Origin of the sequence: Streptomyces sp. NPDC058664 (assembly GCF_042716635.1) — a bacterium.
Classification (GTDB): Bacteria; Actinomycetota; Actinomycetes; order Streptomycetales; family Streptomycetaceae; genus Streptomyces.
In genome coordinates this window covers 96,642-118,395 of record NZ_JBHXRW010000001.1, presented here as the reverse complement: position 1 = coordinate 118,395, position 21,754 = coordinate 96,642, and the positions used below count along the sequence as shown (strand labels likewise).

20 protein-coding genes and 1 tRNA gene are annotated in these 21,754 nt (G+C 73.1%); 3 read left to right on the top strand and 18 right to left on the bottom strand.

The features are described from left to right. Positions 1 to 47: 47 nt before the first annotated feature. From ACFWUY_RS00570 to ACFWUY_RS00560, 3 genes are all read right to left on the bottom strand, one after another. Positions 48 to 641 (bottom strand): lytic polysaccharide monooxygenase, encoded by a 594-nt coding sequence (locus tag ACFWUY_RS00570; RefSeq protein WP_384100391.1) that lies wholly within the window; start codon positions 639 to 641, stop codon positions 48 to 50. Positions 642 to 771: 130 nt separating this feature from the next. Next, positions 772 to 2,277: an SPFH domain-containing protein gene (locus ACFWUY_RS00565; protein ID WP_384100389.1), complete on the bottom strand. Its 1,506-nt coding sequence runs from the start codon at positions 2,275 to 2,277 to the stop codon at positions 772 to 774. Positions 2,278 to 3,367: 1,090 nt separating this feature from the next. Next, positions 3,368 to 4,732: a peptidoglycan-binding protein gene (locus ACFWUY_RS00560; RefSeq protein ID WP_384100387.1), complete on the bottom strand. Its 1,365-nt coding sequence runs from the start codon at positions 4,730 to 4,732 to the stop codon at positions 3,368 to 3,370. Between the two features lie 184 nt (positions 4,733 to 4,916). On the opposite strand from ACFWUY_RS00560, the gene ACFWUY_RS00555 reads away from it, so the two are divergent. Continuing rightward, positions 4,917 to 4,990, top strand: a tRNA-Lys gene (locus ACFWUY_RS00555). Positions 4,991 to 5,098: 108 nt separating this feature from the next. On the opposite strand, the gene ACFWUY_RS00550 is transcribed toward ACFWUY_RS00555, so the two are convergent. The 13 genes from ACFWUY_RS00550 to ACFWUY_RS00490 form a co-directional block, all read right to left on the bottom strand. Then, positions 5,099 to 5,746, bottom strand: coding sequence for a class F sortase (locus tag ACFWUY_RS00550; RefSeq protein ID WP_384100385.1), 648 nt, complete (start codon positions 5,744 to 5,746; stop codon positions 5,099 to 5,101). Positions 5,747 to 5,748: 2 nt separating this feature from the next. Then, positions 5,749 to 6,453 carry a PT domain-containing protein gene (locus ACFWUY_RS00545; RefSeq protein ID WP_384100383.1) on the bottom strand — a complete coding sequence of 235 codons (705 nt, stop codon included), beginning with the start codon at positions 6,451 to 6,453 and terminating at the stop codon, positions 5,749 to 5,751. Between the two features lie 87 nt (positions 6,454 to 6,540). Continuing rightward, on the bottom strand, positions 6,541 to 7,320 hold the full coding sequence (locus tag ACFWUY_RS00540) for an HAD-IIA family hydrolase (RefSeq protein WP_351209622.1): 780 nt from the start codon (positions 7,318 to 7,320) through the stop codon (positions 6,541 to 6,543). Positions 7,321 to 7,430: 110 nt separating this feature from the next. Next, entirely contained in the window at positions 7,431 to 8,969 is a 1,539-nt protein-coding gene (locus tag ACFWUY_RS00535) for an alkaline phosphatase family protein (RefSeq protein ID WP_384100381.1), read from the bottom strand. Between the two features lie 178 nt (positions 8,970 to 9,147). Then, complete coding sequence (locus ACFWUY_RS00530; protein ID WP_384100379.1) at positions 9,148 to 10,206, bottom strand: 2-aminoethylphosphonate ABC transporter substrate-binding protein; 1,059 nt, start codon at positions 10,204 to 10,206, stop codon at positions 9,148 to 9,150. Positions 10,207 to 10,253: 47 nt separating this feature from the next. Then, positions 10,254 to 11,051: an ABC transporter permease gene (locus ACFWUY_RS00525; RefSeq protein ID WP_384100377.1), complete on the bottom strand. Its 798-nt coding sequence runs from the start codon at positions 11,049 to 11,051 to the stop codon at positions 10,254 to 10,256. Next, entirely contained in the window at positions 11,038 to 11,940 is a 903-nt protein-coding gene (locus ACFWUY_RS00520; RefSeq protein ID WP_384100375.1) for a 2-aminoethylphosphonate ABC transporter permease subunit, read from the bottom strand. The genes ACFWUY_RS00525 and ACFWUY_RS00520 overlap by 14 nt, the downstream gene beginning before the upstream one ends. Next, a complete protein-coding gene (locus ACFWUY_RS00515) occupies positions 11,933 to 12,985 on the bottom strand; it encodes an ABC transporter ATP-binding protein (RefSeq protein WP_384100373.1) in 1,053 nt (350 codons plus the stop codon). The genes ACFWUY_RS00520 and ACFWUY_RS00515 overlap by 8 nt, the downstream gene beginning before the upstream one ends. Further along, entirely contained in the window at positions 12,982 to 13,686 is a 705-nt protein-coding gene (locus ACFWUY_RS00510) for a phosphonatase-like hydrolase (RefSeq protein ID WP_384100371.1), read from the bottom strand. Before ACFWUY_RS00510 ends, ACFWUY_RS00515 begins: the two co-directional genes overlap by 4 nt. Positions 13,687 to 13,691: 5 nt before the next feature. Further along, complete coding sequence (locus tag ACFWUY_RS00505; protein WP_384100369.1) at positions 13,692 to 14,813, bottom strand: TIGR03364 family FAD-dependent oxidoreductase; 1,122 nt, start codon at positions 14,811 to 14,813, stop codon at positions 13,692 to 13,694. A gap of 133 nt (positions 14,814 to 14,946) precedes the next feature. Then, positions 14,947 to 15,705: a GntR family transcriptional regulator gene (locus ACFWUY_RS00500; RefSeq protein ID WP_384100367.1), complete on the bottom strand. Its 759-nt coding sequence runs from the start codon at positions 15,703 to 15,705 to the stop codon at positions 14,947 to 14,949. 141 nt (positions 15,706 to 15,846) lie between these two features. Further along, entirely contained in the window at positions 15,847 to 16,917 is a 1,071-nt protein-coding gene (locus tag ACFWUY_RS00495; protein WP_384100366.1) for a hypothetical protein, read from the bottom strand. Positions 16,918 to 17,040: 123 nt separating this feature from the next. Beyond that, a complete protein-coding gene (locus ACFWUY_RS00490) occupies positions 17,041 to 18,204 on the bottom strand; it encodes an ROK family protein (protein WP_384100364.1) in 1,164 nt (387 codons plus the stop codon). Positions 18,205 to 18,260: 56 nt separating this feature from the next. Here ACFWUY_RS00490 and ACFWUY_RS00485 point away from each other — a divergent pair, with 56 nt between their 5' ends. Both ACFWUY_RS00485 and ACFWUY_RS00480 read left to right on the top strand, forming a co-directional pair. Continuing rightward, positions 18,261 to 19,349, top strand: coding sequence for a Gfo/Idh/MocA family oxidoreductase (locus ACFWUY_RS00485; RefSeq protein WP_384100362.1), 1,089 nt, complete (start codon positions 18,261 to 18,263; stop codon positions 19,347 to 19,349). Then, complete coding sequence (locus ACFWUY_RS00480) at positions 19,346 to 19,834, top strand: heme-degrading domain-containing protein (protein ID WP_384100360.1); 489 nt, start codon at positions 19,346 to 19,348, stop codon at positions 19,832 to 19,834. The genes ACFWUY_RS00485 and ACFWUY_RS00480 overlap by 4 nt, the downstream gene beginning before the upstream one ends. 100 nt (positions 19,835 to 19,934) lie before the next feature. Here the strand turns inward: ACFWUY_RS00480 and ACFWUY_RS00475 are convergent, their stop codons facing one another. Together ACFWUY_RS00475 and ACFWUY_RS00470 are read right to left on the bottom strand one after the other, a co-directional pair. Continuing rightward, positions 19,935 to 20,792, bottom strand: a complete 858-nt coding sequence (locus ACFWUY_RS00475; RefSeq protein ID WP_384100358.1) for a fumarylacetoacetate hydrolase family protein — start codon at positions 20,790 to 20,792, stop codon at positions 19,935 to 19,937. Between the two features lie 137 nt (positions 20,793 to 20,929). Then, positions 20,930 to 21,661: a YidC/Oxa1 family membrane protein insertase gene (locus tag ACFWUY_RS00470; RefSeq protein ID WP_384100356.1), complete on the bottom strand. Its 732-nt coding sequence runs from the start codon at positions 21,659 to 21,661 to the stop codon at positions 20,930 to 20,932. Between the last annotated feature and the right edge of the window lie 93 nt (positions 21,662 to 21,754).

Genomic DNA, 21,754 nt, shown 5'->3' with positions numbered 1-21,754 from the left:
GTAGCTGACGTATCGTCAGAACTGAACGGCCGGGATCGGCCGTCCGGTCAGAACGTGACGTCCGAGCAGGCGTAGAACGCGTTCGCGGTGTCCGCGACCGTCCACACCGCCAGGATCAGGTGACGGCCGGTCTTGCCCGCCGGGATCGTCCCGGAGTGCGAGAGGGTCGCCGGCGGCTGCTGGTTGTTGTAGGGGACGGTCAGGAACGGCTGGGGGTCGAGCGCGGCCCGGGTCAGCTTCTGACTCGGGTCCCAGCCGTTCCTGGTGATGTAGTACCTGAAGTCGGTGGTGCGGTGCCTGGCCGTGAACTGCCAGCGGAAGCTGTGGCTCTGCCCCGCCGTGAGCCGGGTGGCGGGCCACGCGCCGCCCCTGGGGTCGTCGAGCTGGGCGAACTGCGTGAGCCCGGCGGAACAGATCCTGCCGTCGGCGGGGCCGGCGGCGGGGAAGCCCTTGAGGCCCTCGACCGACTGCGGCTCCCACTGGATGGAGCCGCAGTTGGTCACGGTGCCGTTGGCGCAGAGCTTCTGGCGGCTGATCGGCGAGTCGGTGTAGCCGTGGCTGCCGGCACTACCGGTGGCGAGGAGGGTGGCGCCGGCGACGCCGAGCGCCACCACCGCCGCCCCGACTGACTTTTTGCGCATGCTGTCGCTCCAGGAGAACGTGGGGGAGTTCCGTTGGGCCGTGCGCGCACGCGTGCGGATCTTGCGGGTCTGTCATTTTGGTCTGGACCAAGTCCCAAGGTAGGGACGGACGTTGCACATGTCCATCCCCTCACGCCCCCTCCGCAGGACCCGTCCGGCCCGTGTAGAACGCCACCGTCAGGTCCTTGACCAGCGTCTTGCGCTCGTAGTCGTCCAGCTCCACCAGACCACGACTGGTCAGCCGGTGGACCACGTCGTCCACCGCGTCCACCACCGAGGTCAGCACGCTGTCCCGGTGCTTCGCGTCGATCGCCGCGATCCGGCGCCGGCGCATCGCCGCCGCCACCTCCGGCGCGTACTCGATCCGCGTCGGCTGCGCCGAGAACACGTCCACCCCGACCGGGGCGCACTCCGCCGACAGCATCCGCGTCAGGGCCGCGCCGACCGCCTCCGCGTCCCGGAGCGTCGGGGCGTCCTCGTGGAAGGCGTCCGCCGGAAGCTGCGAAAGGACCCGGGCCATCGCCGCCTCCACCTGCTCCCGCAGGTAGTCCTCGTGCCCGTCGACCCCGAGCGCCGCCCGGACCGTGTCCCGCACCCGCCACACCACGAGCACGACGACGTCCAGGGCCGTCCCCTTGGCGTCCACCGACGGCAGCGGCTCACTGCGCCAGTGCCGGAGCCGTACGTCGACCCGGCGGCGCAGCAGGAGCGGGCTGATCCAGAGCAGTCCCGTACGGCGGACCGTGCCGCGGTAGTCGCCGAACAGGGTCAGCACCAAGGCGTAGCCGGCCCGGCCCCGGCCGAGACCGCCGAGCGCGAAGAGGGTGAGCGCCACACCGAGCGCGAGGAGCGCCCACTGGCCGAGATGGATGCCGTGGTACGGGCGTTCCGGGAGCCGCAGCATCCGCGCCGCCTCCGCCGGAACCGCTCCGACCCACCACACGACCGCCGCGCACCCCGCGAGGGCGAGGGCCCCGCCGACCGCCCCGACCCACCCGGGCAGCACCGGCCCCGGCCGCTCGACGAGCCCGGGGTCGGCGGTGGGGGCGGGACGGGGGGCGAGGGCAGGGGCCTGCGCCTTGCCCTGTGTCTTCCCCTGCGCCTTGGAAGCGGGCTTGGTCTTGGACCTGGACGCGGGTTCGGACACGGTCTTGGTCACGGTCCCGGTCTGGGCCTGGACCTTCGACGGGGCCGGGATGCCGGGCGGGCGGCCCTTCACCGGCAGGGCGGGCGCGGCCATGGCGACGGTGGCGGGGCCCCCGTCGTCCTCCGCCGCCAGGGGGGCGGCGGCTCCCGGCTCGTCCCGGAAGAGCAGGTGCACGGGGATGGAGCCGGTGGTCTCGGCCCCGATCACGTTCTTCCGCCGCGTCACCCGCACGACGCCGGCGACGGGCACCGCGACGGTGCCGACGCGCGCGTCGGCGATCCGCCCGAAGTCGGACACCGGGTCGCCGCGCTCGGCCGACGGGTCCGGGGGTCCGGAAGGAAGGGCGACCTCGACGACCGGGCGGGCCGTGGACGTACCGCCGGGAGCGACCCCTGGTGGGACCGTCCCCGTGGTCGTACCGGAGACGGATCCGGCCGGCCGAGTCGGCGACGCGCCGGGAACGGCCCCGTCCGGGCGGACCAGCGACACGCCGGGGGCTCCGCTCGACAGGGCGGGTGACGCGCCGTCAGCGGCCACGGCCGCCCGGACCTGTGAAGCCCCCGAAGCCCCGGAAACCCCCGTCGGAATGACCACCGACAGGCCGGAGTCCCCCGTCGGCCGACCTGGCGCCGCACCGGAAAGTCCCGCCGTACCGGCAGGTGCCGCGCCGGCCGGGGCCGTACCGGCGGGTCCCGTCCCGACCGGGGCCGCACCCGTCGGAGCCGTACGGACCGGAGCCACACCAGCCGGTGTCGCACCGGCCGGAGCCGTCCCCGCTGGTGCCGTACCGGTCGAAGCCGTACCGGCCGGTCCCGTCTCCGCCGGAGTCGTGGGGGCGGGCGCCGTCCGCACCGGTGCCGTCCCCGCCGGTCCGGTCGAGTCCTCCGGTGAGCGACCCGGTCGCGTACCGGCGGAGGCGGAGACGGAGACGCCGTCGCCGTTCGCGTCCGGTGCGGGCGGTGCCGGCTCCCGGTCCCGCGGGGGCGCGGCCTCCGTACCCCGGGAGGGCACGGGGTCCGCGTCCGGCGAGGACACCACGGCTCCACCCGCGTCCGGAGCCCGCACGCCGCCCGGGGCAGCAGCGGACGCACGGCTCCCGACGGGAGCCGTGGGAGCCCCCACACCGCTCCCGGCGGGAGCCGCCGCGCCATCCTGTGCCGGGGCCGGAGCCTGCGCGCCGCCCTCGCCGAGCGGCGCCGTGCCACCCGGAGCAGGCGTCCGCACGCCTCCTGCCGAAGGAACCGTCACATCGCCCACGCCCGGGGCCACCGCTCCGTCCCCGGCGGGCGGCTCCGTGGGGCTGCCGGCCGGAGTCGGCGTGGTGGCCGGGGGCGGCGTGGTGGCCGGGGGCGGCGTCGCCGCGACGGCCCCGGTGGACGGCGGTGTCTCCTCCCGTTCCGTCGGTGTTCGTGTCGGCGGGGTGCCCGGGGGTGAGTCCTGGGGAGGGCTCGTACGGGGGAGCGTGCCGTCCGTCAGGCGTCTGGCCGTGCGGGCCGCGTCTCGGGAGGCCGCCGCGCCGGAGTCCGCGGGGTTCGGGGTCGATGCCGTCATTCGGGGTGTCCACCTCATGCTCTCGGGGTCATCGGAACAAGCGCCGCCAGGTCTCCGGGCCCGGGTAGCCGTCGGCAGCCGCGCCGCGCCAGCCCTGTGCCCGCTGGAACGCCTCGACGTTGCGGCGGTCCGCCTCCGTCCAGCGCGGACCGGGTCCCGACAGGTAGTGCTTGCCGAAGCCCCGCTTCACCAGTTGTTTGCCCAGCTTCTCCACATATGCGTTGGATTGGCCCGGACGGAAGGAGCCACGCCCGGGAAACCCCGTCGCATTCGCGCTCGACCCGCCCGAACCACTCGAACCGCCGATGTCCCTGCCCTTGCCGGTGACGAGCAGCTTCCACGTGTCCGGGCCGGGCAGGCCGTCCGCCTCCTTGCCCTTCCAGCCCTGCGCGAGCTGGAACGCCTGGGTCGCGCGCCGGTCCGCGTTGCCCCATTTCGGGCCGGGACCCTTGCTGTAGTACTTCTTGCCGCCGCGTTCGACGAGGAGCCTGCCGAGCTGGGTGACGTAGGCGTTGTCGGCACCCGGGCCGAACATCGCCGCCCCGGGGTACGGCGTCGCCGTGGGCGTCGCCCCGCCGCCGGTCCCGCCGCCGCTGACGACGCCCTTGTAGCGGTAGGCCACGTACCGGCCGGAGTTCTCCCAGTACGCCAGGGGCGTCGCCTGCTTCCGCGTGCGCGGCTTGGTCTGCTCGTACGCGACGTAGGAGGTGTGGGTGTAGTCGGTCCAGCCGCCGAAGACCGTGACGTGCGAACCGCGCGTCGGGTTCGCCGGGTTGTGGAAGAGCAGGATGTCGCCGGGCTGGAGTTCCGTGCGGTCGATCCGGTCGGCGAAGCGGTCGAGGCTGCCGGTCCATTCGTTGCTGCGCAGGTTCCAGGCCATCGAGATGTAGCCGGAGCAGTCCTGACGGTAACCGTCCGACCAGTACTTCTCCATGGAGTACGGGACCTGGGCGGCGACCCACAGCTTGGCGCGGTTGATGATCTCGGCCCGGGTGGTCCGCCGCAGGGTGCCGGTGGCGATCTGACCGGTCGTCGGATTCGCGATCGGCGAGGGCTGGGAGCCGGGCCCCGGCGCGCCGTACAGTGGCCCCCGTCCGCCCTGCGGCGTGTCGGTCCCCGCGTCGGCCGGGGTCCGCGCCGACCCGTCCGTCAGGTCCGCCGGGGCGAACGGTCCCGTCGGCGGCGGGAGGGCCGTCGCCACCGCGGCACCGCCCCCGCCCAGGACCACGCCGGCCGCCGTCACCAGGACCAGGGCGCGGCGGGCGCCGCGGGCCGCGGGGTGGCCGCCCACCCGGACGGGCAGGCCAAGCGCGAGGTCACGCCGCTGCCGGGCGCACCCCGGGCAGCCGCAGTCGGCCGCGGGTTCGAACTCCTCGAAGACCGGCACGCTCATGCGATTCCCCTCCACACTCGTCAAGATCTTTTGACCCTTGGTTTTGGGCGTCAGTGTCTCAACTGTCTGGACATATCGCATTTTGACGGATTGAAGGCTCTATACGACCATCCGACAGGCCGGTGATGGCCGTAATTGGTCGGGAGCACACCCGCACGTCAGGTAGAGTTCTCTCTGTCAGCAGGCGCCGCTAGCTCAGTTGGTTAGAGCAGCTGACTCTTAATCAGCGGGTCCGGGGTTCGAGTCCCTGGCGGCGCACGCAGAGTCAAGACCCCCTCACCACCGGTGAGGGGGTCTTGGTCGTTTTCCGGCCTCGTCCGATCGACCTTGCTGATCGACCTTGCTGATCAGCCTTGTCCGATCGGACTATCCCGTCAGGTACGCCGAGACGACCACGTTCGCCGTGTACGTGCCGGTCGCCCGGTCGAAGGTGCCGCCGCAGGTGATCAGACGGAGTTCGGCGCGGTGCGGTTCGCGGGCGCCGTAGACCTTCCGGGCGTCGAAGTGTTCCCGCGGATGGACCTGGACGTCGTCGACGGTGAACTCGGCGACCGATCCGTCCGTACGGGTGACGCGGACCTTGGCGCCGGGCCGGACCGCGCTCAGGCCGTAGAAGACGGCCGGCCGGCTGTCGGTGTCGACGTGGCCGACGAGGAGGGCCGGGCCCGCCGCGCCCGGCCGGGTGCCGGAGCCGAACCAGCCGACCGTGTGCGGCAGCTCGTAGGGCGGCGGGTCGATCGCGCCCGTGCCGTCGAGGCCGCGCGCCACGACGGGCGCGCTGATGCCGAGGGAGGGAATCTCGATCCACCGGGGCGCCACGGGGGCGAGCGGATCGCGGGCCGGGGGCGGCGCCGCGCCGAGCGGGCGGCCGACCGCGGCGATGTCGCCGGTGATCGGCGCGGAGCTGCCCCCGGGGGCCTCGCGGCCCCAGAGCCAGAGCCCGGACACCAGCAGCGCCCAGGTCACGCCGGTGACGAGTCGCCCGGTGCCCGTCGGGCGGGATCCGGACGACACGGTCACCCCTGATCCGTACCGGAGCCCGTGGCGCGGCGGCGTGAGCTGCGGAAGGCGACCGCGACGGCGGCGACGGCGGCCATGCCGAGGCCGAGCAGGGTGTACGGGGTGCCGAGGCCGCTCTCGCTGGTGGTCTGGGCGACGCCGGGGGCGGCCGGCGCGGCGAACGCGGCGGCGCCGCCGCCGCCCGCGCGGACCGGGGCGACCGGACTCGCGTGGCCGGTCGGCCGGTCGGCCGGCTTGCCAGTGGGCCGGTCGGTCGGCTTGCCAGTGGGCCGGTCGGTCGGCCGGTCGGTCGGCCTGCCCGTCGGCCTGCCCGTCGGCCTGCCCGTCGGGTCGTGGGTGGGCTTCCGGTGCCCCACGTGCACGGTGCCGACGTCCGGGTGGTCGTGGCCGTCGCAGGTCACGCTGACCTTGTAGGCGCCGGCCTTGAGACCCGACTTGACCGTGGTGTCGCCGAACAGCGGCTTGCCCCCGCCGTCCCGGCCGGTGAGCTGCACGTCGGCGACGAACGCCTGGGACTTCGCGTCACCCGTCGCACCCTCGCAGCCCTGGACGCGGACGTCGATGTCGGCGCCGGGCGCGGCGGCGGACGGGGTGACGGTGACCTTCACCCCGTCGTGGGCGTACGCGCCACCGGCCGCGGGCGCGAGCACGAGCACCGCGGCCGCCCCTGCGGCACGGAGAGCAATGGAACCTGAACGCATCGTGACCTCCTGGTACTGGCAGGTTCACCCGGATCCGCGCTGATCGCATCCGCAGGGGACGGGAACGGGGGCGGGTACGGAAGCCCCTTACACCCGGTCGACGATGTCCGCGATCGACGGGACGATCTTCGACGGGCGGAACGGGAAGCGGTCGATCTCCGCCTGCGTCGTCAGACCGGTCAGCACCAGGAAGGTCTGCATGCCCGCCTCGAGACCGGCCAGGATGTCCGTGTCCATCCGGTCGCCGATCATGGCGCTGGACTCGGAGTGGGCGCCGATCGCGTTGAGGCCGGTGCGCATCATGAGCGGGTTCGGCTTGCCGGCGAAGTACGGCTCCTTGCCGGTGGCCTTCGTGATGAGCGCGGCGACGGAGCCGGTGGCCGGCAGCGGGCCCTCCAGGGAGGGGCCGGTCTCGTCCGGGTTGGTGCAGATGAAGCGGGCGCCGGCGTTGATGAGGCGGACGGCCTTGGTCATCGCCTCGAAGGAGTACGTACGGGTCTCGCCGAGCACCACGTAGTCCGGGGCGTGGTCGGTGAGGACGTAGCCGATGTCGTGCAGCGCGGTGGTGAGACCGGCCTCGCCGATGACGTACGCGGTGCCGCCGGGGCGCTGGTCGTCGAGGAACTTGGCGGTGGCGAGGGCCGAGGTCCAGATGTTCTCGACGGGGACCTCCAGGCCCATCCGGGCGAGGCGGGCGTGCAGGTCGCGGGCCGTGTACATCGAGTTGTTGGTGAGGACCAGGAAGGGCTTCCCGGTCTCCCGCAGCTTCTTGATGAACGCGTCGGCGCCGGGGATCGGAACGCCCTCGTGGATGAGGACGCCGTCCATGTCGGTCAGCCAGGATTCGATCGGCTTGCGCTCTGCCATGGGTGCGGGACTCCTGCCGTACAAAACGTGCGGGGTACTGGGGGCGCCGCGACAGCGCTGTGGCGACGCCCCCAAGACTAATCAGGATGTCCTGATCGTGACCCCGCCGTTCAGGATGCGGTGACCTTGACCCCGTCGATCGTCCAGTACCAGTTGTTGGCCCCGGTGTAGCGGAAGCGGAAGCTCACGCTGGAGGCACCGGCGGGGACGGCGACCGTGAGGGACTGCGGCTTGGAGATCACGTCGGCCGTGTAGCTCTTGACCGCGACCGGCGTGCCGCCGTTGAAGCTCGCCAGGACCTGGGCGGACTGCGCGCCCTCCTGACGGTAGAACGTGGTGAAGTCGAGGGTCACGGAGGACGCCCCCGAGACGCTGTACGCGGGGGTGACCAGCGTCGAGTCGTACGTACCGGAGAAGGTCTTGTCGGCCCACTCGTCGGAGTCGGCGACGGCGAAGACGCCCCGGGCGCGCACGTTCAGCTCGCGGGACTGGTCGCGCTGGGTGCGGGACCAGAACTCGTCGGTGGCGAAGGACCAGCCGCGCCACTCGGTCATGCCGCCGGTGCCCATGGCGCTGTTGATGACGGACCAGCCGCTGGGCGCGGTGTGGGTGAAGCCGAGGACGCCGACGGGGATGCCGGTCTCGTCGACGCGGCCGGAGAGGGATCCGTAGAGCGCGTCGAAGGGGTCGGTGGAGCGTTGCTGTATCGGCTTGCCGTCGAGGCCCCAGGACGGGTCGGGGGTGATGCCGAGCTGGTGGAAGACGGTGGCGGCGACGTCGACGAGCCGGGTGTCGATGGGGCGGAGGCCCGCGGCGATGCCGGGGCCCTGGGCGAGGACGAAGGTGCGGCGCTCCTCGATGGCGGAGCCGCCGTGGCCGCCGGCGTCGGTGTGGCCGTGGTCGGTGGTGACGATGACGGTCCACCGCTCGGTGGCGTACCCGGGGCGGGCCTTGATCGCGGTGAGGAGCCGGCCGAGGTAGGCGTCCTGGACGTCGATGGCGTCGAGGTACTTCTGGCTGGCGGCGCCGTAGTTGTGGCCGATCTCGTCCGTCTCGCCGAAGTAGACGAAGAGGACGTCCGGGTTCTGGTTGCGCAGGATGTCCTCGGTGATGTCGGTGATCACGAGGTCGTTGACGACGTAGTTGTTGTTGTAGACGATCTTGGCGTCGGCGCCGGCGGTGACGGTGCCGTGGGTGTCGAGCTCGGGCCAGTCCACGGCGGCGAAGAGGGAGAGCCCGGGGCGGATCTGGTGCAGCCGGGCGAGGAAGCCGGGGTACTGGCCGTAGTTCTTGCCGGTGAAGCTGTTGTCCTTGACGCCGTGCTTGTCGGGCCAGACGCCGGTGGAGATCGTGGACCATCCGGGGCCGGAGGAGGTCGCGGCCATCGGGTTGGCGTAGAGCAGGGAGCGGCCGTAGGTGCCGTTCGCCATCAGGGACTTGAGGTTCGGGGCCTTGGCGGCGTCGATCCGGTCGTACCGCAGGCCGTCCATGCCGACGACGAGCACCTTGTCCTTGCTGGTGCCGACCGGAAGCGTGGGCGAGGCGGCCGCCCGGGCGGCGGGGGCGGTGGCGAGTCCGGTGGCGGCGACGGCCGCGGTGGCACCGGCGGCGGCGAGCACGGTGCGGCGGGAGATGCCGGTGATCGGCATGTCGGAGTCCTCCGTGGAAGTCCGTGTACGGAAAGGGAAAGGGGGTGCAGGCACGGCAACGCCCCTGATTTCTCAGGGGCGTTGGTCCGTACCCGTTATCCTTCCGCGATGTACGGAGGTGTTCCAGAGTCGTGCGGTGAACTCTTGGTGCCGATCAGCCGATCAGCCGATCAACCGATCAGCTTCCGGTCGCGGACTTCCAGGCGTCCACGTACGTCTTGAGGTTCTTGTCGATGTCGGCCCAGTCCGGCTCGAAGACCTCGACGCCCTCCATCAGCTCGGCGAGTTCGATGGCGTTGGCGTCGGTGGCCTTGACGTCCTTGCGGGCCGGGAAGCCGCCGCCGATCGCGCTGACCTCGCGCTGGGCGCCCTCGCTCAGCATGAAGTCGAGGAGCTTCTTGCCGTTCTCGGTGTGCGGGGCCTTGTCCACCAGGCCGGCCGCGTACGGCAGGGCGAAGGTGGTCGGCCTGCCCGTGCCCTTGGCCGGGAACCAGATGCCGAGGTTCGGCATGGACTTGGACTGGGCGAAGTTCATCTGGACGTCGCCGTTGGCGACGAGGAGTTCGCCCTTGTCCACCTTGGGGGCCAGCTTGGAGGTGGAGGACGACGGGCCGACGTTGTTGGCCTGGAGCTTCTTCAGGTACTCCATGGCCGGCTCCTGGCCGCCGAAGTCGTGCATCGCCTTGATGAGGACGGCGGTGCCGTCGCCCGCGACACCGGGGGTGGAGTACTGGAGCTTGTTCTTGAACGTGGCGTCGAGCAGCTCCTCCCAGCTCTTCGGGGCCGTGGGGAGCTCCTTCTTGTTGTGGATGAAGCCGAAGTAGTTGTTGACGACGGAGGTCCACTTTCCGTCGCCGGACTTGTCACCGCCGTCGACCTGGTCGGCGCCCTGGGGCTCGTACTTCTGGAGCAGGCCCTTGGAGTCCGCCTGCTGGATGAACGGCGGCAGGGTCACGATCACGTCGGCCTGGGTGTTGCTCTTCTCGCGGAGGGCGCGCTGCACCATCTCCCCGGAGCCGCCCTCGACGTACTTGACCTTGATGCCGGTCTTCTTCTCGAAGTCGGCGAAGACCTTGTCGTACCAGCCGTCCCCCGCCTCGCCCTTGAGGCCGTCGGCGCTGTAGACGGTGACGGTCTTCTCGTCGGAGGCGGCGGAGGAGCCGCCGCAGGCGGTGAGGGTGGCGGCGAGGGCGAGGGAGCCGGTGACGGCGGCGATCGGCTTGGCGTACGTGCGCATGACGTCGTTTTCTCCTGGCGGAAGGAAGCGGAAGGGAAGCAGGGGCTCTAGCGGTACGAGGCCTTGGTACGGATGCGGGAGACGGCGAGCAGCGCGAGGAGGGTCGCGGCCATGAGGACCACGGCGAGCGCCGAGCCGGTGAACAGGGAGCCCCGGTCGGTGGCGGTGAAGATCAGCACCGGAAGCGGCAGCCAGTCCGGCGGGTAGAGCATCATCGTGGCGCTCAGCTCACCCATGGACAGGGCGAAGCAGAGCCCGGCGGCGGCGTTCAGGGACGGCAGCAGGAGCGGCAGCTTCACCCGGAGCAGGACGTACGAGGGGCGGGCGCCGAGGCCGGCCGCCGCCTGCTCGTACATCGGGTCGAGCCGCGTGACGGCGGCCGAGACCGACTGGTGGGCGAAGGCCGTGACCAGGACGGTGTGGGCGAGGATCACGATCCAGCGGGTGCCGTTGAGGAGCACCGGCGGCTGTGAGTACGCGACGAGGACGGCGAGGCCGACGACCACGGACGGCACGGCGACCGGCAGCATGAACAGGGCGTCGAGGACCCGCTTGCCCCGCTTCCCCAGGGCGGCCCCGGCGAGCGCGGCCCAGGTGCCGACGGTCAGCGCGATCAGGCTGGCGGTGACGGCGGTGACCAGGCTGGTGGTGAGCGCCTGCAGGGACTCCCCGCGTACGGCCGCCGTGTAGTGCTCGGTCGTCGGCCCGGAGGGGAAGGCGCCGGACCAGTTCGTGGAGAACGAGGCGGCGACGATGACGAGGAGCGGCAGGGCGAAGAGCGGGACGGAGAGGACGGCGAACCCGGCCCACGCCGTCCACCTGCCCGTACGGCTATGCACCAGCACGGCGGCTCACCCCCCGGTAGAGGACGTAGAGGCCCACGGAGAGCGCGACGTTGACGACGGCGACGACACAGGCGGCGGCGTAGTCGGATTCGAGGATCGCCTTGCCGTAGACGAGCATCGGAAGGGTCGTGACCCCCTTGGCGCCGGTGAAGAGGACGATCCCGAACTCGTTGAGGCACATGACGAGGACGAGGCTGCCGCCGGCGGCGAGCGCGGGCAGCGCCTCGGGCAGGATCACCTGCCGGACGATCCGCAGCGGCCTGGCGCCGAGCGAGGACGCCACCTCCAGCTGGGCCGTCTCCATCTGCGAGAAGGCGGCGAGGAGCGGCCGCATCACGAACGGGGTGAAGTACGTGATCTCGGCGAGGAGGACGCCCCACGGGGTGGTGAGGAACTGGAAGGGGCCCGAGGGGTCGCCGGTGACGTCCGTCCAGACGCCGTTGGCCATGCCGACCGTGCCGTAGAGGAAGAGCAGGGCGAGCGTGATCAGGAAGGACGGGAAGGAGAGGAAGACGTCGATGAACTTCGACACCGCCTTCCCGCCGGGGAACGGCACGAACGCGATCACGACCGCCAGCACGAAGCCGAGGACCAGACAGCCGGCGGTGGACGCGACGGCGAGCCACACGGTGGTGACGAGGGCCTCGCGGAAGGACGTGGAGGCGAGGACGTCGGCGTAGGCGCCGGGGGCCAGGGACTCCTGGACGACGAGGGCGAGCGGATAGAGGAAGACGACGGCGAGGACGGCGACGGGCGGCAGGGCCCACACCCAGGTGGGGACCGCGCGTCGCGCCTCCGGGGCGGGCGTCGGCTCCTCCGGGGCGGAGCCGGTGGGCAGGACGCCCGGTGCGGGGTGCTCCTCGACGAGAGCCGGGGCTCGACTAGCCATCGGTCACCCCCGCGGCGAGCAGCACGGCGTCGTCCGGCGCGAAGTGCAGCGTCACCTCGGCCCCGAGCCGCGGCGTCTCCCGCAGCTCCCGGACGTCCGCCTTCACCCGGTGCCCGCCGACCTCGACGTACAGCCGGTGCGTGGAGCCCCGCCACTGGACCTCGGCGATCCGGCCGCGCAGCGCGTTCGGGCCCTCGCCGAGGCCGACCAGGTGCGGGCGTACGCACAGGGTGGCGCTCGCACCGGAGGCGACACCGTCCGTGGCGACCTTCAGCTCGGTCCCCTCGAAGGCGACGCCGTCCGTGCCGACCGTCACCGGCAGCAGGTTGGCGTTGCCGACGAACGACGCCGTGAACTCCGTACGCGGCCTGCGGTACAGGTCCTGCGGGGTGCCGCAGTCCTGGAGCCGGGCCTTGTCCATGACGGCGATCCGGTCGGCGAGGGTCAGCGCCTCGACCTGGTCGTGCGTGACGTACAGGATCGACACGTCCGGCAGCTCCCGGTGCAGACGCGCCAGTTCGGCCAGCATCCCGGAGCGCAGCTGGGCGTCGAGCGCGGAGAGCGGCTCGTCGAGGAGGAGGACCTCGGGCCGGATGGCGAGCGCCCGCGCGATGGCGACGCGCTGCTGCTGACCGCCGGAGAGCTCCCGGGGGTACCGGTGGGCGTAGGCCGCCATGCCGGTCATCTCCAGGGCCTCGGCGACCCGGCCGGGGATCTCGTCCTTCGGCGCCTTCCGGGCCTTCAGGCCGAAGGCGACGTTCGCCTCGACCCGCAGGTGGGGGAAGAGGGCGTACTGCTGGACGACCATCCCGATCCCCCGCTTGTACGGCGGGAGACCGGTGACGTCGCGGTCGCCGATGAGCACCCGCCCGGAGACCGGCCGCACGAATCCGGCGACGGCCCGCAGCGCGGTCGTCTTGCCGGAGCCCGAGGGCCCGAGGAGGGCCATCACCTCGCCGGGTTCGACGGTCAGGTCGAGACGGTCGAGGACGGTGGTGCCGCCGTACGCGACGGACACGGCGTCGAAGCGGATGCCGCTGGTCATGCCTCGTACTCCTGGAGCAGCGCGGGAAGTGCGGCGACGGAGGCGAGGACGCGGTCGGCGCCGTGCTCGGCGAGCGCGGTCTCGCCGTGGGCGCCGGTCAGGACGCCCGCCACGAGCCCGGCACCGGCGCGGACGCCGCTGAGCATGTCGTACGAGGTGTCGCCCGCGACCACGATCCGGCGGACGTCGTCGACGGCGCCGGTGCGGAGGAAGGCGGCGAGGACCATGTCGGGGTACGGGCGGCCCCGGCCGCCGGCGTCGGCCGGGCAGAGGGTGAGGCCGACGAGGTCGCGCCAGCCGAGGGCGTCGAGGATGGCGTCCTGGGTGACCCGGGCGAAGCCGGTGGTGAGGACGACGGTCCTGCCCTGCTCCTCGAGCGCGGCGATGGTCTCGGCGGCGCCGGGGATCGGGGCGATGCGGCCGTCGGCGACGAGTTCGCCGTACGCCTCCTCGAAGGCGAGGTTGGCCTGCCGGGCCCGGTCCTCGTCGCCGCCGAGGAGGTGGCGGAAGACGGAGATCTTGGACTCGCCCATGGTGGCGCGGACGTGGTCGATCATCGTGGCGGGGTCTTCGCCGAGGCGCTCGGCGGCGACGGTGAAGGCCTGCTCGACGAGACCGTCGTCGGCGACGGTGGTGCCGGCCATGTCGAGGACGACGAGGTCGTGCGTGCGCTTGCTCGTGTTCGTGTTCGTGGAGGTCATGTGGTTCACCAGCCCAGTTCGTTCGCGGTCGTCTCGGCGACGGCGGGCGAGCAGGTCATGCCCCGGCCGCCGGGCCCGGTCACCAGCCACACGCCGTCGCGGACCCGCTGGCGGTGCACGACCCGGCTGGTGTCGACGCACTGCGCGTACACCCCGGCCCAGCGCCGCCTGACCTTCGGCAGCGGGCGGCCGAGGAAGGACTCGACGACACGGGTGAGGTGCTCGTAGGGGTCTTCGAGGGTGTCGAAGGCGAAGGGGTGCTCGTACTCGTGGGTGTCGCCGATGGTCAGTCCGCCGTCGAGGCGCTGCACCATGAGCAGCTGCATCTTGTGGGCGGCGGCGGTGGGGTCCTGCGGCTGCCCTGCCCGGAGCGCGTCGAGCGCCTCGGAGGCGTAGGCCGGGTAGTAGCGGAAGGAGTCGGCGTCGGCGACGGAGGTGGTGAGCGGCTCGCCGAGGGGCTCGGTCTGCATCATCTGGAGCCGGACGCGGCGGACGGGTATCTCGCCGGCGACCTCGCGGACGAGGCCGGAGAGCCAGGCGCCGGTGCACAGGACGACGGCGTCGCCGGTATGGACCTCGCCCCGGTCGTCGCGGACGGCGTTCTCTCCGACGACGTCCCGCACCTCGCGGTTCGGCAGGAAGGTGTACTTGCCGGTGGCGAGGAGCGCCTCGCGGAGGGCGAGCTGCGCGAGGCGCGGCTCGACGGCCGCGTCCCGCTCGCACCAGAGCGCGGCCTCGAACGCGCCCCGCAGGGCCGGGTTGACCGCGCGGGCCTCGTCGGCCGTGAGCAGCTTGTAGCCACGGGCGGCGGCGTCGGGACGGGCGACGGCGGCCTCGGCGACGGCGAGCTCCAGCTCGTTCCGTACGGGGGTGAGGGAGCCGATGGGCCGGAAGCCGAGACCGGGGACGCGGGCCCCGATGCCCTCCCAGAGTTCGCGGGCGCGCAGGGCGGTGTCGAGTTCCTCCCCGCCCGCCCGTCCGCTCACCCAGATCTGGCCGAAGTTGCGGAGGGAGGCTCCGCGTGCCTCGGCCTCGCGCTCGATGTGTACGACCTCATGGCCGCGTTCCACTGCGTGCCAGGCGTGCATGGTTCCCACCACGCCGGCTCCTACGACGATCACCTTCATGCCGTCGACGGTCGCGGCGACGGGTGACCCGGACGGGGCGCGTGAGCGACGGGACGGTGAACGAACCGACAAACTTGGCCCAGACCCGTTACCAATCTGTTACCACACGGGGTTCGGGACGGCTTCCTCCTCGTCAGCCCTGCTCCCCCAGACGGGCGGTGAAGCTGAAGCGGTCCCCCCGGTAGAGGGTGCGGACCCGCTCGAGCGGGCGCCCCGAGGTGTCCCGGGAGACACGGTGGAGCAACAGCATCGGGAGCGCGGGCGGAGTACCGATGAGCAGGGCCTCGCGCGGGGTCGCGAGCACCGTCTCGATGCGCTCGTCGGCGGTGCCGAACGAGATGCCGAGCCGGTCGTGGAGATAGGCGTAGAAGGAGGAGTCCGGGTCGAACTCGGCGTCCAGGCGCGGGGCGCGGGCCTCGGAGACGTACGTGCTCTCCAGGCCGACCCGCTCGTCGTCGGCGAGCAGCACCCGCTCCATGTGCCAGACGGGATCACCCGGTTCGGCGCCGACCTCGGGGGCGAGCGGCTCCGGGCAGGGGAAACGGTCGAGGGAGATCAGGCTGCGGCCGGGACGGCGGCCCTGACGGCGTACCCCCTCCGTGTAACTCGCGAGCGAGAGGGGCTGTTCGAGCTTCGGGCCCGCGACGACCGTGCCCCGGCCCTGGCGGCGCAGCCGCCCCTCCAGGAGGAGTTCGCGCAGCGCCTGCCGGACGGTCTCGCGGGACACCTCGTGGCGGGCGGCGAGGTCGCGCTCGGTGGGCAGCAGCCCGCCCTCTCCCAACTCGTCGATCAGCACCGCCAGTTTCGCCTTGACGGCGTAGTACTTGGGCACGCGGCCGTGCTCCGGGACGCCGGAGCGGACGGGGGCGCCGGGGGTGTTCTGGTAGTTCACCGGGGGATGGTCCCAGACGGGGATGAACGGGAAGGTGTACGTGGCATGACTCAGCGGTGCCGGGGCCTGCGGGTCCGGTGCGCCTGGGCCCGGTGTGCCTAGGCCCGGTGTCCGGGCTCGATTCGCCTGGGCCCGGTGCGCCTAGGCCCGGCGCGTCCTGGCCCGGCGCGCCCTGGCGAGGACGGCGCCGAGGTGTCCGGACCGGCGGCTCCGCACGAGGACGGCGCCGAGGAGGACGAGTGCGGCGGCGAGCGGGGCGAGGCGCTGCGCGTACGCCTCCGACTCCCTTCCGGTGCTGGCCAGTTCCCGGCCGGGCGGGTGGGCGCCGGGGTCCCTCGGGTCGGCGGTGAAACCGGGCGGACGCGGGACGGTGCCGGGCGGCCGGGAGGGGGCCGCCGGGGCGGACACGGAGGGTTCGCCGGGCTCGGCGGGGACGACGGGCCCGGTCGGCTCGGCGGGGACGACGGGCTCGGCAGGCTCGGCGCTTTCGGCCGGGGTCTCGGAGCCGGCCGGCCCGACGGTCAGACGGTAGTCGCCGGATTCCCCGACCCAGTCGCCGTCGGCACCGCGGCGCTGCACGACGGCGGCGTTGACGACGACCTCGTCGGGGACGGTCCCGGCGCGGAAGGCCAGCCGTACGGGCACGGTGAGGGTCTGGCCGGCGGGCACGGCGAAGCCGCCGAACCCGGTGAACGCGCCCACGTTCTCCGCCTCCTCGGTCACCTCGAAGGCCACCGGCCGCCAGCGCGCGGACCCGGCGTCGTAGAACTCGAACCGGATCTGCTCCGGGCGCAGCGCCCGCTCGCGGTCGGTGAGGACGAGCACCGGGTGAATGCCGGAGCAGGGCGCGGCGGTGGTGTTGGTGAGGTCGAGCTTCCACTCCTGCGGGGGTCCGCCGGCGGGGTAGTCGGCGGGGCCCCCGTGGAGCCGGGTGTCGAGGGGGAAGGCGGGTCCGGACGGGGTGCCGCAGGTGGGGGTGGGGGGATCGGGCGCGGGCGCGCGGGGGGCGGCGGCGGGGGTGGTGGCGACGACGGCGAGGGCCGGGGCGGCGGACGCGAGCCGCGGGAACGCGGACGGCGCTTCGGCCGCCAGGGCCGGGTTCGCCAAGGCCGGGTTCGCCAGGGCCAGGGTCGCCAGGGCCAGGTGGGCCGTGGCGGTGGCCGCCGTCGTCAGGGTGCGGGCGCTGCGCGGTCGCAGGGGGGCGGATGCCATGGGGCGGGGCCTTTGCTGCTCGCGGGCGTACGGGTCGGCCGCGACGCTGCCACGCCGGAGGGGGCGGGCCGGGCAGCGACACCGTGCGCGCCCCGAACGACCCGTCCGATCCGCCCGATCAGCCTATTTTCCGAAGATCGGAGCGAGGATGAGCCAGGCGGCCCCCACGGCCACCGCGTCCGTGTCGGTGGCCGCCTCCACCTCCGTGCTCGCCTCCACCTCCGCGTCCACTCCCACGTTCGTCCCCGCCGCAATACCCACCGGCGTCGGCAGACCGAGCCCCGCCAGGACCTCCCGCACCCCGTCCGCGAACGCCTCCGGCGCCGCGAGCACCACCCGCCCGCCCAGGAGGACCTGGTCGATGTCGAGGAGCCGTACGAGGTTGGCGGCGCCCGCGCCGAGGATGCGGGCGGCCACGGCGAGTTCGCCGCGCCCGACCGCCGCGAGGCACAGGACCTCCAGGCAACCGCGCCCGCCGCAGTCGCACGGGTCCCCGTCGAGCTGCACGGTCTGGTGGCCGAGCTCCCCCGCGCCCGTCCTGTCCCCGCGCAGCGGCGCGCCGCCGAGGACGAGACCGGCGCCCAGGCCCGTACCGAGGTGGACGTAGGCGAAGGAGCCGGGGGCGGACGGCCGGAGGGCGAGGCCGAGGGCGGCGGCGTTGGTGTCCTTGTCGAGGACGACGGGCAGTCCGATGCGCCGGGTCAGCTCCTCGCGGACGGGGTGACCGTCCCACTGCGGGAATCCGGTCACCCGGCCGGGCACGCCCGCGCGGTGGTCCAGGGGGCCGGGCATGGCGACCCCGACGCCGAGAACGCCCCGGGCGCCGCCCGCGCCCCCAGTGCCGGCCGCACCGCCCGTGTCGGCCCCTCCGCCCATGAGGAGGCGTACCTCCTCCGCCACCGCGTCGAGCACCGTCCCCGTCCCCGCCCCCAGGTCGAGCGGGCGGCGGCGCAGGGCCACCACCGTGCCCGCGAGGTCCGTGAGGAGCGTGGTCAGCTCGTCGCGGTCGAGGTGGACGCCGACGGCGTACCCGGCGGAGGGGACGAGGCGCAGGACCGTACGCGGCTTGCCGCCGGTCGAGGCGCGGTGGCCGGCCTCCGTGGCGAGGCCCTCCGCCCGGAGCCGGGCGGTGATCTTGCTGACGGCCTGCGGGGTGAGCCCGGTCCGCTCGGCCAGTTCGAGGCGGCTGATGCCCGGCTTCCCCGCCGTGCGCAGCAGGTCGAGCACGAGCGCCGCGTTGTGGCTGCGCAAGGCCGGTACGTTCACTCCACCCAGGTCCGTCTTCACCCGCCCATTGTGGCGGTCGCTTGCACTTTGGCAACACCGTTGCTTAAGTGGGCGGCATGACTGGCACCGGTCCCCGTACCCCCCTCCGCGTCGGACTCGTCGGCTACGGCCTCGCGGGCTCCGTCTTCCACGCCCCGCTGATCGCCTCCTCCGAGGACCTCGTCCTCGCCGCCGTCACCACCGGCAACCCCGAGCGGGCCGCCGAGGCCCGCGCCGCCCACCCCGGGGTCCGGGTCGTCGCCACTCCCGAGGAGCTGTGGGAGGAAGGGGCGGACGGTCTCGACCTGATCGTCGTCGCCTCCCCCAACAAGACGCACGTCCCGATCGCCACCGCCGCCCTGGAGGCCGGCCTCCCGGTCGTCGTCGACAAGCCGCTGGCCGGGACCGCCGCCGAGGCCCGCGCCCTCGCCGCCCTCGCCGAGGAGCGCGGCCTGCTGCTCTCGGTCTTCCAGAACCGCCGCTGGGACAACGACTTCCGCACCCTCCGCCGCCTCCTCGACGAGGACGCGCTCGGCGAGGTCCTGCGCTTCGAGTCGCGTTTCGAGCGGTGGCGGCCGCTCCCCAAGGGCGGCTGGCGCGAGTCCGGCGCGGCCGGGGAGATCGGTGGTCTCCTCTACGACCTGGGCAGCCACGTCGTCGACCAGGCCCTCGTCCTCTTCGGCCCGGTGGTCTCGGTGTACGCCGAGTCGGACGTGCGCCGGCCGGGCGCCGAGGCGGACGACGACACCTTCCTCGCGCTCACCCACGCGAACGGCGTCCGCTCGCATCTGTACGTGAGCGCCACCACCGCCCAGCTCGGCCCCCGCTTCCGGGTGCTCGGGCGGAACGCCGGCTTCGTGAAGTACGGGCTCGACCCCCAGGAGGCCGACCTGCGCGAGGGGCTGCGACCCGTACCGGGCGCGGCGTGGGGCGTGGAACCGGAGAGGCTGTGGGGCCGGATCGGCGCCGGCGAGTCGCCGCTGACCGGCGGCGGCACCCCGGTGGAGTCGCTGCCGGGTGACTACCCGGCGTACTACGCCGCCGTCACCGCCGCCCTGCGCGGCAACGGCGAGAACCCGGTCACGGCGTACGAGGCGGCGGCCGCGCTCGACGTCCTGGAGGCGGCGAAGCGGTCGGCCCACGAGAGGATCACGGTGACGCTGTGAGCAACGGAGAGATCTCCGAACTGGAGGCCCAGGAAGCACGCCTGGTCCTCCCCCGGTTCACGTACGAGGACGCCTGGACGCTCGGCACCCTGCTCGTCGGCATGGCCCGCGAGCGCGGGGCGCCCGTCGCGATCGACATCCGGCGGGGGCCGCAGCAGCTCTTCCACTGCGCGCTGCCCGGGTCGAGCGCGGACAACGACGCCTGGATCGACCGCAAGCGACGGGTCGTCGAGCGGTACGGCGTGAGCTCGTTCCTGGTCGGCGCCCGCTTCCGCGCCAAGGGGACGACCTTCGAGGCGTCCTCGCGCCTCGACTCCGACCGGTACGCCGCGCACGGCGGCGCGTTCCCGGTCGCGGTCGAGGGCGTGGGCGTGATCGGCTCGGTCACGGTCTCGGGGCTGCCGCAGGCCGAGGACCACGCCATGGTCGTCGAGGCGCTGGAGCGCCTGCTCGGCTCGTACGCCTCCGCCTCCACCGCCGGCTGAAAGACACGGGCGCGCCGCCGCCGGAGTCTCCGGGACCGGCAGAAGGGGCGGCGCCCCACGCGGGGCGCCGCCCCTTTCACCCACAGGCGTCCTGCCGGGATCAGGCGCCCTTCAGTTCCTGCCGCTGCCGGCCGAGACCGTCGACCTCCAGCTCGACGACGTCACCGGGGCGCAGGTACGGCTTGGGCTCCGGCTGCCCCATGGCGACGCCGGCCGGGGTGCCGGTGTTGATGATGTCGCCCGGGTACAGGGTCATGAACCGGCTGACGTACCGGACGACCTCCGCGACGGGGAAGATCTGGTCGGAGGTGTGGCCGTCCTGCCTGAGTTCGCCGTTGACCCAGAGCCGGAGGCCGAGGGCCTGCGGGTCGGGCACCTCGTCGGCGGTGACCAGCCAGGGGCCGAGCGGGTTGAAGGTCTCGCAGTTCTTGCCCTTGTCCCAGGTGCCGCCGCGCTCGATCTGGAACTCGCGCTCGGAGACGTCGTGGGCGACGGCGTACCCGGCGACGTGCGCGAGCGCCTGCTCGTCGGTCTCCAGGTAGCGGGCGGTGCGCCCGATGACGATGGCGAGTTCCACCTCCCAGTCGGTCTTCACGGAACCGCGCGGTACGAGCACGGTGTCGTCCGGGCCGACGACGGTGTCGGCGGCCTTGAGGAAGACGACGGGCTCGGCGGGGGTGGCCTGGCCGGTCTCGGCGGCGTGGCCGTGGTAGTTCAGCCCGATGCACACGACCTTGCCGATCCGGGCGACGGGCGGGCCGACGCGCAGCCCGGTGGCGTCGAGCGCGGGCAGCACACCGGCACCGGCGGCGGCCCTGATCCGGTCGAGGGCGGAGGCGTCGGCGAGCAGACTGCCGTCGATGTCGTCGACGAGGGCGGACAGGTCGCGGAGCGTCCCGTCCTGGTCGAGCAGGGCGGGACGCTCGGCTCCGGGCGGACCGACACGCAGCAGCTTCATGGACTTCTCCCTGTGGTCGAGGCGGGCCCGGTAAGGGCCCTGAGGTACCCCGGCCGATGGAGTGCGGCCATCGGAGGATTGGCCGATCCTCCAAGACAACGGGTCACTCTGCAAGACCCCGTTCACGCAGTGGACCCTTACGCGCGAGTAGCAACGGGCTCGGGGCCCTTCTCCTCGCGGAAGAGGAAGGCACGCTCGGCGGCGGCCCAGGTGGTGCTGGTGACCACGTAGAGGGCGGCGGCGAGCGGGACGACGGCGACGGTGATCAGGGTGGCGAAGGAGAGCAACGGCATGACCTTGGCGACGGCTCCGGCGCCCGGGGTGGGCTGCCCGAGGTCGAGGGGCTGGGCGGCGAGCTGCCGCTTCGTACGCCGGTACGTGAACGTGGCGACGGCGGCGACGAGCGCGAAGAGGACGAGGTAGACCGTCCCGGCCGGGCCGAGGACGCCGCCGTGGGCGAGGGCGTCGGCCCATCGGTCGCCGAGCGGGGCGGCGAGGAGGGTGTGCCCGGCCATCCGGCCGTCGGTGAACAGGTGGTACATGAGCAGGAACGCGGGCGCCTGGAGGAGGGCGGGCAGGATGCCGGCGAAGGGCGAGACCTTCTCCCGCGCGTGCAGCTCGGTGATCGCCTTCCTCAGCCGCTCGGGGTTCTTGGCGTGCTTCTTCCGCAGCGCGGCGAGCTGCGGCGCGATCCGGGTGCGGGCCTTCTGGCCACGGGCGGAGGCCCGGGACAGCGGATGGATCGCGAGCCGGACGAGCAGGGTGAAGAGGACGATCGCGGCGGCTGTGGCGGTGGTGCCGAAGAGCGGCTGGAGCAGGTCGGCGAGCCGCTCGACCAGGGAAGCGAAGACGGACAGGAAGTCGGACAAGGGGAGCCCTCCGTGGGTCTCGTCGTGCCGGGGAGATGGGGTTTCTCGGCATGACGGATCCGCGTGAGGAGCCTGAAGGGTTGCGCGGGGTTC